The sequence below is a fragment of the Clostridium akagii DSM 12554 genome, from assembly GCF_000686725.1.
GTDB lineage: Bacteria > Bacillota > Clostridia > Clostridiales > Clostridiaceae > Clostridium_I > Clostridium_I akagii.
This window is the reverse complement of sequence record NZ_JMLK01000031.1, coordinates 18,619-30,949: the sequence shown is the minus strand read 5'-3', so window position 1 is coordinate 30,949 and position 12,331 is coordinate 18,619. Positions and strand designations below refer to the sequence as shown.

The following is a 12,331-nucleotide window of genomic DNA, read 5'->3' as shown; positions in this document are numbered from 1 at the left end:
TTCTAAAGGATACTCGCTCAGCTGTGCTGAGGAGTACAGTTTTCTAACAAAATCGGAGATTTTGAGAAAACTAGCATCCAGTGATAATGGCTTAGAGGCAACACCCGTTCCCATTCCGAACACGAAGGTTAAGCTCTAAAGCGCTGATGGTACTGCAGGGGTAGCCCGGTGGGAGAGTAAGTCGTCGCTGGGTTCATATTGAAAGAGCTAAAACTCTTTCAATATTTTTTATTAGATAAATGGATCTTTAGCTCAGTTGGTTAGAGCAACCGGCTCATAACCGGTCGGTCTGGGGTTCGAGTCCCTGAAGGTCCACCATATGGGGGTATAGCTCAGTTGGGAGAGCACCTGCCTTGCACGCAGGGGGTCAAGAGTTCGAATCTCTTTACCTCCACCATTTAAAATAGCCGTTTGGGCTATTTTTTTTTGTGCGTTTTTAAATGTTATAGTTTAAAATAACTTTTATATAAGATATAATTTTAATTATGAAATCTTTAAGAAATAAAAACTAAGAATTACGTAAAATACTTAGCGCATCTTTAACTTGTTATTTTCTTTCAGATGCCTTAATAACTATTTAGAGAGGAATTAAATAATGTTTTTTTATAGAGTTAAGCAGTTTTTTTGGTCATTATATTCAAATATAAATGAAGAAGATATAAAATATTTAGAAATAATTTTAAATAAGGAGGAATTAAAATTATTCAATAAACTGGCTAAAAGTGAGCAAAAACATTCTATAAATGTATCTAAGGATGTAAAGCTTTTATGTTTAAAAAAAGGTATAAATAGTGGGATACTTGTAAAAGTATCGCTGTTACATGATATTGGTAAAACAGAAAAGAGAGTAAATATTATAAATAAATCAATAATAGTTATTTTAGATAGCATAACAAAAGGAAAATTAAAAAAATTTTATAATATAAAAGATATTGATGTATATTATAATCATGGTAAGATGGGTGTAGAGATTTTAAAAAAATTTGGTTACAGTAGTAGATTCCTATATTTGATAGAAAATCATCATAATGAGAAGATAGTGTCAGATACTGAACTGAATATAATTAAAATTTGTGACAATAAAAATTGAGTATTATTCAAAGTTGGTGGTGTTATTATGAATTCAGAGGAAAGAAGAACTCTCATATATGATTTTCTAGACAAGAGTAGCGAACCGTTAAAAGGTGAAAGATTAGCACGAAAATTAGGCGTAACAAGGCAAATAATAGTTAAAGATATAGCAATTTTAAGGGCAAGCGGTAGTAAAATAATAGCTACACCTAAGGGATATATAGTATCACAAATTAAAAAGAACTATATTAGCAAAGTATTAGCAGTAAGCCATAGTCCAGAGGAAATAGAAGAAGAATTAGAAACTATTGTTAAGTTTGGTGGTATAATAGAAGATGTTATAATTGAACATAAACTTTACGGAGAGATAAGGGGTATATTAATGATAAAAACTCTTTATGATATCCAAAATTTTATGAGCAAATTAAAAAAATTGCAATCAGAACCGTTATCTATTCTTACCGGAGGAATACATCTTCATACAATTATTGTTGAAGATGAAGGTTGCTTAAAAAATATAATAGATGAACTTAAGAAGAAAAATTTTTTAATAGCTGATTAAGAATTTCAAAAATTTATATTGGATGGGGTGGATGTAAGTTTGGAAAAAATAGCACTTTTAAAATGTGAAGATTACGATGTAAAAACTATAGAAAATAAATTAAGGGAAGGTTTTGAATTACTGGGAGGAGATGAATTTTTAAGAAAACTAATACCTATAAATAGCAAAGTTTTACTAAAACCTAATTTACTTAGTGCTGAAAAACCAGGTTCGCCTACAGTTACACATTATTCTGTTTTCGAAGCAGTAATAAGAATAATAAAGGAGTATACTGATAATATAACATTTGGTGATTCTCCTGGATTTGGCGATGCTAGAAAGGCTGCAGAAAAGTGTGGACTTATAGAAGTTGCAGATAGATATGGGGTTAAATTTGAGGACTTTTTAGATAGTGTACATGTAAAACTTGATAATTCAATCTTATGCAAGTCTTGGAATGTTGCACGAGCTCCCTATGAAGCTGATGTAGTTATAACATTACCCAAACTAAAAACACATGCAATGGCTTTTTTTACTGGAGCTGTAAAAAACCAATTTGGATGTATTCCTGGAACACAAAAAGCGGCTTGGCATACAAGAATGCCAGATGCAAATAATTTTTGTAAAATGTTGTTAGATTTAAATACATTGGTGGGTACAAGTTTTGCTATTTTGGATGGAATAATTGCTATGGAAGGTAATGGTCCTAGAAAGATGAATACAATTATAATGGGTGAGTCCTTAACTGCTGTTGATTCAGTGGCTGTTAGTCTTATAGGTTATAAAGATCCTTTAGATATACCAGTTTTAAAAGAAGCTAACGATAATAAATGGGGGGCAGTTTTAAGTAAAGATATTCAGGTAGTTGGAGAAAATGTTGAAGATATGCTTGTAACAGATTTTAAACTTTCTAGAACTGGGGGCAGTTTTTATTTTAAAAATCAAGTTGTAAATGATTTTTTAAAGGGAATGATAGCACCGAGTCCAGTATTAATTAGAGATAAATGTATTGGATGTTCTAGGTGTTATGAAGTTTGCCCTGAAAAGCCTAAAGTTATAAAAATGGTGAAAATGGATGGCAAAAATAAACCTACATGGAATATGAGTCAATGTATAAGATGTTTTTGTTGCCAAGAATTATGTCCTAATGGAGCAATTGAAACTAAACATTCTCTAATTGGAAAAATATTATTTAGGAAGTGATTTTTTGAAAAAAAAGGTAGCCTTAATAACAAGTGTTTTGGTAATCATATTAGTAATAATATTTGCCAATAGCATAGTAAATTTTATTATTAACATAGAGTGGTATAAAGAAGTTGGGTATTTATCAGTATATTTCATTAAACTTATTGCAGTAATAAAATTCATGGTACCTATATTTGTTGTATGCTTCGTTGCCATTTGGTTTTATTATAAAAATATGCGGAAAAGTATTGTCAGATATAAAAAGATAATGAAAGTAAATTTGAAAAGAGATAAAATAGAACGTAAAATTTTTACTATATTTGATATTGTAGTATCATTTACCGTTGCATATTCAGTTTCAACAGCATATTGGTATAAAATATTGCAGTTCCAAAATTCAGTAAGTTTTAATACAAAGGATCCAATTTTTAATAGAGATATTTCATTTTATGTCTTTAAGCTTCCATTAATTGAATCAATATATGGTATTATAATGTCTTTACTTATATTACTAGTAGTTATAACTGTAGTTATGTATTTTGTATTATATGTAAGTGATACGTTTATGTCGGGTAACAACATTAGTAGGAATGCTAGCTTCCTTAAATTTAATGATATTAAAAATGGAATTACTAAATTTGCTGGGCGTCAATTAGCCATACTATTTGCAATGATATTTCTATTATTGTCTTTTGGATATTTGATCAAAGGCTGGGAACTTGTTTATAGTGATAGAGGGGTCGCATTTGGTGCAAGTTATACAGATGTCCATGTATCATTGGTGTTCTTTAGAATATTAGCTGTAGTATGTATAATTGCTTCAGTTGCTATATTTACAAGTGTCATTAAATCAAAAGTAAAACCAATAATTATTTCAGTTGCCGTGATTGTGGCACTTATTATAATCGAGGGAGTAGTTTCAGTTCTTGTTCAAAATGTTGTTGTTAAATCAAATGAAAAGGCTTTGGAATCTCCTTATATTAAATACAATATTGATTTTACAAGAAAGGCCTATAATGTTGATGCTGTGGATACTAAAGAGTATCCAGTTAGTGATTCATTAACAGAAAATGACATTCAAGGGAATATGGATACTATTAATAACATAAAATTAAATTCATATAAACCATCTTTGGAGTTTTATAACCAAACTCAAGTATTTAGATATTACTATAATTTTAAAGATGTAGATGTGGATAGGTATAATATAGATGGAAAGCTAACAGAAGTGTTTGTTTCACCAAGAGAAATTGAGCAAAGTTCCCTTGCAGCAAGTGCTAATACATGGCAAAATAAGCATCTTAACTATACACATGGATATGGCCTTGTAATGAGTAAGGTAAATTCAATTACTAGTGAAGGTCAACCGGATTTTGTTATGAATAATATACCTGTAAATAATAAATCAGGTGTTAAACTTGAAAATCCAAGAATTTATTTTGGTGAAAATACAGATGATTATGCCATTGTAAATAATAAATCTGGAGAATTTGATTATCCAGAATCAGGTTCAGATAAAACATATAATTATAATGGAAAAGCTGGAATAAAAGCAAGCCTTGCAAATAGACTTTTATTTGCAATTAATCAAAAGGATTTGAATTTTCTAGTGTCAAATTCAATAACAAGTGAGAGTAAAATACTAATTAACAGAAATATAGTGGATAGGGTTAAGAAGATAGCACCATTTTTACAATATGATAAGGATCCGTATTCAGTTGTAGATAATGGTAAGTTATATTGGGTAATTGATGCATATACAACCTCAGATAGGTATCCATTTTCAGAGCCACAAGATAATATTAATTATATAAGAAATTCTGTTAAAGTTGTAGTAGATGCATTTGATGGGGGCGTTAATTTTTATCAAATGGATAAAAATGATCCTATTGCCAACAGCTATAACAAAATATTTAAGGGAATATTTAAAGATGTGAATAGTGCTCCAATCGGAATTAGACAACATTTTAGATATCCAGAAGACTTGTTTGATACACAATCACAGATTCTTCAAAAATATCATGTAACGGATCCAGGGGTATTTTACAATAGTGAAGATTTATGGTCAGTTGCAGAAAACCAAAAGCAAGTGGAGGGAGATAAGAGCACAAATCCTTCAACCTACGTTATAATGAAACTTCCAAATGAGAAGAAGGAAGAAACCATTTTAATGGAATATTTTAATGCTAATACCAAAGAAAATATGGTATCTATACTTGGTGCTAGAATGGATGGTAATAACTATGGTAAATTGGTTTTATATAAACTTCCAACTGATAAGACCATCTATAGCCCATATATGTTTAAGCAAAAGATAAATCAAAATCCTGATATTTCTAAAGAAATTTCACTTTGGAATACTCAAGGGTCTCAGGTTCAGTTTGGGGATACTTCAATTTTACCAATAAATAATTCGCTTTTATACGTTGATCCTGTATATATAAGAGCACAAGGTAAAAATAGTATACCAGAGGTGAAAAAAGTTATAGTTGCTAGTGGAACTAATATGGTTATGGCTGATAATATGGGAGCAGCATTACAACAGCTGTTTAATTATAATGGTAATGCAACTGTCAGTGATAATAGTTCTAGTAATGTGAAGGCTAGTGTTCCAACAATGGATGCAAGTAAGATAAAAGAGGTTAATGACCTATATAATAAGGCATTAGATGCTCAAAAGAATGGTGATTGGTCGAAGTATGGTGATTATATAAAGCAATTAGGAGATAAACTTCAGCAATTACAGAAATAGTTATATATTGGCACTTGTTTTAAACAGGTGTCAATTTTTTTTACTTTACATAAATAAAATGGTAAAATAATTATTGAGATAAGAGAAAATATTAAGGGGGTGAGTTACGTAAAAACAAGATAACAATATGATTAGGTATAGCTTATATTGTTTTACGTAATGATTTTATGTTAGATTATGATGTACTTATATTAGGTGGTGGCATAATAGGATGTTCTGTAGCTTATGAGTTATCAAAATTTAGTCTTAATATTGCTCTAATTGAAAAAGAATATGAAATAGCTGATGATGTTTTATATAGTTATATTCCTACATTTAATAATAATAAAAATAATAATAAAGATACAAAGGCTATTATTGAAAAGTTTAATGTGAGAAGAAAAAAATACAATTACACAATGATAAATAATGTTGATAGAAGTACGGAAATGCATTATGAAAATTTTGAAGTAATTAATATATATGATTTAGCTTTGGGCTATGGAGAGGTTGCTTTTGATAATGGGGTTAACTTTAAGCTAGATGAAATAGTTATAGATATAGAAAAAATATCAAATGGTTATAGGGTAGTAACAAATAAAAATAAATTCACGTGTAAATTTGTTATAAATACTTTACCTGAAGCAAATATTGAAGACAGTAAAAACAAAGAAGATTATAATATAAAATGTTTTGTAATAGATAAAAGTTATAAATATGATCATAATAATATTATGGATATTATAGAGAAAGATCACAATAAAATACTAATAGTACCTAATCTATGTGGAGATTTGTATGTATACTCTTGTTCAAAATTAAAAAGTTCTTCAGAGGAGGCATTAAATAAAATTAAAAATGTATTATTAGATTTAAATGAAAATTGTGTTAAAGGAAACTTTGATATAGCATACAATAGTGAATCCATAGAAATTGATGATTTTAAAGTAGAAGAAAGCTATTTAAAGATAAGAGGGAAATATTATGATGATATAAGCAAAGTTACGGATATTTCTAGGAAGGTATGTACAATTGTAACAAATAGTTGTAATTGTAAAAAGAAAAAAGATTTTCATGATAAAATAAGAGAATTTTATAGATATAATTATATGTCTAATGATGCGAGAAATAAATTAATAAAAAGTGATAATAAGTATGGTAAATTTATATGTACGTGCTGTAACGTTTCTGAGGGAGAAATAATAGAATGTATAAGGAGACCACTTGGTGCTAGAACAATGGATGGTATTAGAATGAGAACTGGGGCTATGTTTGGCATATGTGGTGGATCTTATTGTATAAGCAAAATTGCAGTTATTCTTGCTAGAGAAACAAACAAAAAATTAATTGATATTGTTCAACATTCATCCCATTCTAATATTTTAATTGGGAGAATAAAAGAATTTAATAAGGTATAGGTAAAAAATTATGAATGATAATTTATATAAAAACGATAAAGGTATTTTTACAACTTTGGTTAGAGTTAAAGGTTCAGTTGTAAATGTGGTATCAGTAAAGAGTTCAGAGGCAATAGAAAGAAAAATTTTTATTGAATGCTCTAAGGCATTGAGTAGGATATATGTTGGAATTCCTATTAAATGTGGAGAAATTATTTGCAAAAACATATTAAATACTGGAGTTGATATATTGTCTACAAGAAATATATCAAAATGAAAATACGTTAAAAACATATAAATTTAACTATTTAAATTCCATAAAAAGATGCTATAAAATGAGGCCATTTTAATAAATTTATAATTATTAAGTTATAAATCTGATAATCTATTAAATATTTTATAAAACATTGACAGATTATTTTAAAGCGCATATAATAAAAAATAATTTACAGAAACCTATGAAGAGAATAGTAACATAGTACATTTTTTAGAGAGTCGGCACGTAGTGGAAGTCGATAAGTGTAATTATGTGAATCCGCCTCTGAGGGATTGCGATGAGCAATACGGTTTGGAATAATCGTTATTATTTAATTAAGAGGATCATTTTATGATCAATTTGGGTGGCAACGCGGAGTCTTTCGTCCCTTTTCATTGGGGATGGAGGGCTTATTTTTATTTCCCAGGAAATAGGAAGATATTAATTAAGTAATGGTAAATATGAGCATTAGATGGGGCAGATACAAGATAAAAAATATTTAATATGGGGGCGTAAAATATGCATAAAAAATTATTTATTCCAGGGCCTGTAGAAGTAAGTCAGGATGTATTGGACAAAATGTCAACACCAATGATTGGACACAGAAGTAAGGATGCATCAGCACTGCAAAGAGGGATTAGTGAAAAACTTAGAGTGGTTTTTCAAACTAAAGAGGAAATATTATTATCAACAACTTCCGGAAGTGGGCTTATGGAAGGGGCAATTAGATGTTGTACAGTTAAAAGAGCAGCAGTATTTTCTATAGGGGCTTTTGGCAAAAGATGGTATGAAATGGCATTAAATAATAATGTTCCAGCTGATTTATTTGAAGTAGGTTTTGGTGAAATAACTGATCCAAAGTTTGTAGATGAAGTTTTAAGTACAGGTAGATATGATTTAATAACAATAACACATAACGAAACATCAACAGGAATAATGAATCCAGTTGAAGAAATAGCGAAGGTTATAAAAAAACATCCTAATGTGGTTTGGTGCCTTGATACTGTAAGTTCTATGGCTGGAACAGATATACCTGTGGATGAGCTTGGAGTTGATATATGTATAACATCTTCACAGAAAGCACTCGGACTTCCTCCAGGACTTGCTGCATGTTCATTCTCAAAGAAAGCAATTGAGAGAGCGAAAAAAGTTCCATTTAGAGGATATTACCTAGATTTATTACAACTTTATGAATTCATACAGAAGAAAGATTATCAATATCCTTCAACACCATCTTTGTCACACATGTTTGCATTGGATTTTGCACTAGACAAGATGCTTGAAGAGGGAATGGACAATAGATATAAGAGACATATCGAGATGGCACAATATGTGAGAGCATGGGCTAAAAAATATTTTGATATATTTGGTGATGAAAAGTATCTTTCAAACACCGTAACAACTATCAAAAACACCAGGGGCATAAGTGTGGCTGATTTAAATAAAAAATTAGGTGAAAGAGGATTTCAAATAGCAAATGGGTATGGTGCTTTAAAAGAGAAAACTTTTAGAATTGCTCATATGGCGGAATGTTCAGTAAGTGATATTAAAGAATTGATAGAAAATATTAATCAAATATTGAATTTATAATTAAAAGGGGGCTATTTTAATGATAAGAGTATTAGCTAATGATGGTATTGAAAAAGGGGCAGCTGAGGATTTAGAGGCAAAGGGTTATGAAGTTATAAAAGAGCATTATGAGCCAGAAGAATTAAAAAAAGAAATAAAAAATATAGATTGCCTAATAGTGAGATCTGCTACTAAAGTAAGAAAAGATTTAATTGATGCAGCGGGGAATGGAAGGCTTAAACTTGTAATAAGGGGTGGTGTAGGAATCGACAATATAGATGCTTCTTATGCTCTTGAAAATGGAATCCAAGTTAATAATACTCCTAATGCAAGTAGCATTTCAGTTGCAGAGATGACCTTTGGACATATGCTAGCAGCTGCAAGAAATATAGCAATTGCAAATGTTACTATGAGACAAGGAAAATGGGAAAAGAAAAAATATCAGGGCACAGAGCTTTATGGAAAGACTTTAGGGTTAATTGGTTTTGGAAGGATAGCTAGAGAAGTTGCTAAAAGAGCCGTTGCTTTTGGAATGAAGGTTGTATACTATGATATTTGTGATATAAACAAAGTAGCTACTTGTACCTGTCTTACAAAAGATGAAGTTATAAAACAAGCTGATTTTATATCACTTCATATTCCATATACAAAAGGCGAACCTTACGTTATTGGTGAAAAAGAATTTGAAATCATGAAAGATGGAGCCTATGTTATAAATTGTGCTAGAGGTGGAGTTGTTGATGAAAAGGAACTAGTTAAGGCCATTGATAGTGGTAAATTGGCTGGAGCAGCTCTTGATGTATTTGAGAAGGAACCTTTAGCAAATCAAGATATAGTAAACAATCCTAAAATTTCTCTCACACCTCATATTGGTGCAGCAACAGCAGAGGCGCAGGAAAGAATAGGAGAAGAGATAGTTGAAATAGTTGAAGAATATTTTAAAGAAGAAGAAGCAGTAGGGAGAGGATAATATGGCAAAAATCAAAGCTTTTAAGGCTATAAGACCTAAAAAAAACCTAGCAGAAGAAGTTGCAGCTCTTCCCTATGATGTTATGAATTATGAAGAAGCTAAGGAGATGGTTAAAGGAAATCCATACTCCTTTCTCCATATTGATAGGGCTGAAATTGATCTTGAAGATAAAATTAATCCTTATGATAAAAGGGTATATGAAAAGGCAAAAACAAATCTTCAGGAATTTAGAAATAAAGGAATACTTCTTACTGATGAGAAACAAAATATTTATTTGTATAGGCAAATTATGGATGGAAGAGTTCAAACAGGAATAGTTTGCTGTACATCCATAGATGATTATTTAAATGGAGTAGTAAAAAAGCATGAGTATACAAGAGAAGATAAGGAACTTGATAGAATAAATCATGTGGATTACTGTAATGCTAATACAGGACCTATATTTTTAACTTACAAAAGAGATAACCAAATTGATAAAATAGTAGATGATGAAACTAAAAAGATTCCTCTATATAATTTTGTTTCGGAAGACATGATAACTCATATGGTCTGGGTTATTGAAGATGAAGCAATTATAAAAAATATAGTTGATGTTTTCAAAGAAATTCCTTCATTATATATAGCAGATGGACATCATAGAACTGCAGCTGCAATTAAGGTTGGACAAAAGAGACGAAAGCAAAATCCAAATTATAAGGAAGAGGCCGAATTCAACTATTTTCTTTCAGTTTTATATCCTGCAGAGGAATTAAAAATATTTGATTATAATAGAGTTGTAAAAGATCTTAATGGTCTTAAAATAGAAGAATTTATAAGTAAAGTAGAAGTATATTTTGAAGTTGAAAAACTTAATGATGTTTATGAGTATAAACCTAGTGCAAGACATATCTTTGGAATGTATGTAGAAGGTTTTTGGTATAAATTACGAGCAAGGCAGGAAAAAATAAATGAAGACGATGTGGTAGCTTCACTAGATGTCTCTTTACTTCAAGAAAATCTTTTAAGTCCTATTTTAGGGATCAAGGACATTAGAAAAGATGATAGAATTGAATTTGTAGGAGGCATTAGAGGTATTAAGGAACTGACTAAGAGAGTTAATACGGATATGAAAATTGCATTTTCAATGTATCCTACATCAATTGAAGAGCTTATGAAAATTGCAGATCAAGGAAAAGTCATGCCACCTAAATCAACTTGGTTTGAGCCAAAAATAAGAAGTGGTCTTTTTATTCATTCACTAGAATCATAAATTCAGTTAACTTTAATTAGTAATATAATGGTACAATAGTTATATTGAGGACGAAATATAACTAAGGGGTACTTTATGAAAAGCAAAAGGAACATGTTAACTACATACAAGGGATTACCAAGGGAAATTTATATTCTATTTGTAGCAAGGATAATAAATTGTTTGGGAAATTTTGTTTATCCGCTACTAGCACTTATACTTACTCAAAAGATTGGTCTAACACCTGCAAAAGCGGGTGTAATAGTAACATTAATGGTAGTGTCACAAGTACCAAGTCTTATGATAGGTGGAAAAATAGCAGATTCAATAGGTAGAAAAAAGGTAATAATCATATTTCAAACACTAGGCGGATTTTTTTATCTTGTTTGCGGATTTATGAAGCCTAGCATCTTTGTTATTATTATAATTGTAATTGCAGCAAATTGTTATTCTATGGCCGCACCTGCCTATGATGCAATGATTGCAGATATAACTACACCTAAAAACAGAAAAAGTTCATATTCATTATTGTATATGGGGATGAATATTGGTGTTTCAGTAGGACCAATTCTGGCAGGATATCTTTTTAAAAATTATCTATCCGTACTTTTTATTGGAGATGCCATAACATCTTTTTTATCAATTATAATTATGTATATTTTTATTAAAGAAACTACAAAGAGTAAAAATATAGTTATAGATAAAGAAAGAGAATTAGAAAAATATGAAGAGGGTTCTGTGATAAGTGTTTTATTAAAAAGACCTATGATTCTTTATTTTTCTATAATAATGCTCATATATTCATTTTCATATTCACAATGGAGTTTTACACTTCCACTCCAAATGGCTTCTTTGTTTAAAGGAAATGGAGCTAAATTTTATGGGTTTGTAGCCAGCATAAATGGATTTGCAGTAATAATATTTACACCTATAATAACTACATTACTTCATAAGGTAAAAGCACTTAAAGTTATTGCAATAGGAGGAATATTTTACGCAATATCCTTTGGCATGTTTGGGTTTATAAGCAAACTACCTATGTTTTTTATAGCCATATTTATAATGACTATAGGGGAAATTTTGATAACTACAAATCAGGGTACATTTATAGCAAATAATACTCCTTCTTCTCATAGGGGAAGAATTAACGCTATTATACCTATTATAACCGGAGCAGGGTATGCTTTTGGTCCAGCAGTTATGGGGAATGTTTCAAATTATTTTGGATATACTGTTACATGGACAATTATTTCAATTCTTATGTTTATCGGTGTACTAGGCAATGCATTACTCAGTAGAAGAAATAATGAGAGTTAAGAAATATAAGGAATGAAGAAAAATTGAAATGTTAACCTATAAATGATAAAATAGCATAGTGGGTCA

The 12,331-nt window shown here is 30.1% G+C and carries 10 protein-coding genes, 2 tRNA genes, 1 rRNA gene and 1 other annotated feature; all 13 genes read left to right on the top strand.

Going from position 1 to position 12,331, the window contains the following annotated elements; translation table 11 throughout:
- Positions 1–76 precede the first annotated feature (76 nt).
- Positions 77–193, top strand: a 5S ribosomal RNA gene (rrf, locus tag BR66_RS0114015).
- A gap of 48 nt (positions 194–241) precedes the next feature.
- Positions 242–318, top strand: a tRNA-Ile gene (locus BR66_RS0114010).
- A 3-nt stretch (positions 319–321) separates the two neighbouring features.
- Positions 322–397, top strand: a tRNA-Ala gene (locus tag BR66_RS0114005).
- Between the two features lie 198 nt (positions 398–595).
- A complete protein-coding gene (locus tag BR66_RS0114000; protein ID WP_026883485.1) occupies positions 596–1,090 on the top strand; it encodes an HDIG domain-containing metalloprotein in 495 nt (164 codons plus the stop codon).
- 27 nt (positions 1,091–1,117) lie between these two features.
- Positions 1,118–1,633 (top strand): transcription repressor NadR, encoded by a 516-nt coding sequence (locus BR66_RS0113995; RefSeq protein WP_026883484.1) that lies wholly within the window; start codon positions 1,118–1,120, stop codon positions 1,631–1,633.
- 39 nt (positions 1,634–1,672) lie between these two features.
- Positions 1,673–2,815: a DUF362 domain-containing protein gene (locus tag BR66_RS0113990; RefSeq protein ID WP_026883483.1), complete on the top strand. Its 1,143-nt coding sequence runs from the start codon at positions 1,673–1,675 to the stop codon at positions 2,813–2,815.
- 4 nt (positions 2,816–2,819) lie between these two features.
- Positions 2,820–5,549 (top strand): UPF0182 family protein, encoded by a 2,730-nt coding sequence (locus tag BR66_RS0113985; RefSeq protein WP_026883482.1) that lies wholly within the window; start codon positions 2,820–2,822, stop codon positions 5,547–5,549.
- Between the two features lie 167 nt (positions 5,550–5,716).
- A complete protein-coding gene (locus tag BR66_RS0113980; RefSeq protein WP_035796291.1) occupies positions 5,717–6,946 on the top strand; it encodes an FAD-dependent oxidoreductase in 1,230 nt (409 codons plus the stop codon).
- Positions 6,947–6,956: 10 nt separating this feature from the next.
- Positions 6,957–7,202: a DUF1667 domain-containing protein gene (locus tag BR66_RS0113975; protein WP_026883480.1), complete on the top strand. Its 246-nt coding sequence runs from the start codon at positions 6,957–6,959 to the stop codon at positions 7,200–7,202.
- A 172-nt stretch (positions 7,203–7,374) separates the two neighbouring features.
- Positions 7,375–7,574, top strand: a binding site (T-box leader).
- 126 nt (positions 7,575–7,700) lie between these two features.
- Positions 7,701–8,771: a pyridoxal-phosphate-dependent aminotransferase family protein gene (locus BR66_RS0113970; RefSeq protein WP_026883479.1), complete on the top strand. Its 1,071-nt coding sequence runs from the start codon at positions 7,701–7,703 to the stop codon at positions 8,769–8,771.
- Between the two features lie 19 nt (positions 8,772–8,790).
- A complete protein-coding gene (locus BR66_RS0113965; protein WP_026883478.1) occupies positions 8,791–9,720 on the top strand; it encodes a D-2-hydroxyacid dehydrogenase in 930 nt (309 codons plus the stop codon).
- A 1-nt stretch (position 9,721) separates the two neighbouring features.
- Positions 9,722–10,969 carry a DUF1015 domain-containing protein gene (locus tag BR66_RS0113960; protein ID WP_026883477.1) on the top strand — a complete coding sequence of 416 codons (1,248 nt, stop codon included), beginning with the start codon at positions 9,722–9,724 and terminating at the stop codon, positions 10,967–10,969.
- A 75-nt stretch (positions 10,970–11,044) separates the two neighbouring features.
- Positions 11,045–12,265 (top strand): MDR family MFS transporter, encoded by a 1,221-nt coding sequence (locus tag BR66_RS0113955; RefSeq protein WP_026883476.1) that lies wholly within the window; start codon positions 11,045–11,047, stop codon positions 12,263–12,265.
- Positions 12,266–12,331: the final 66 nt, after the last annotated feature.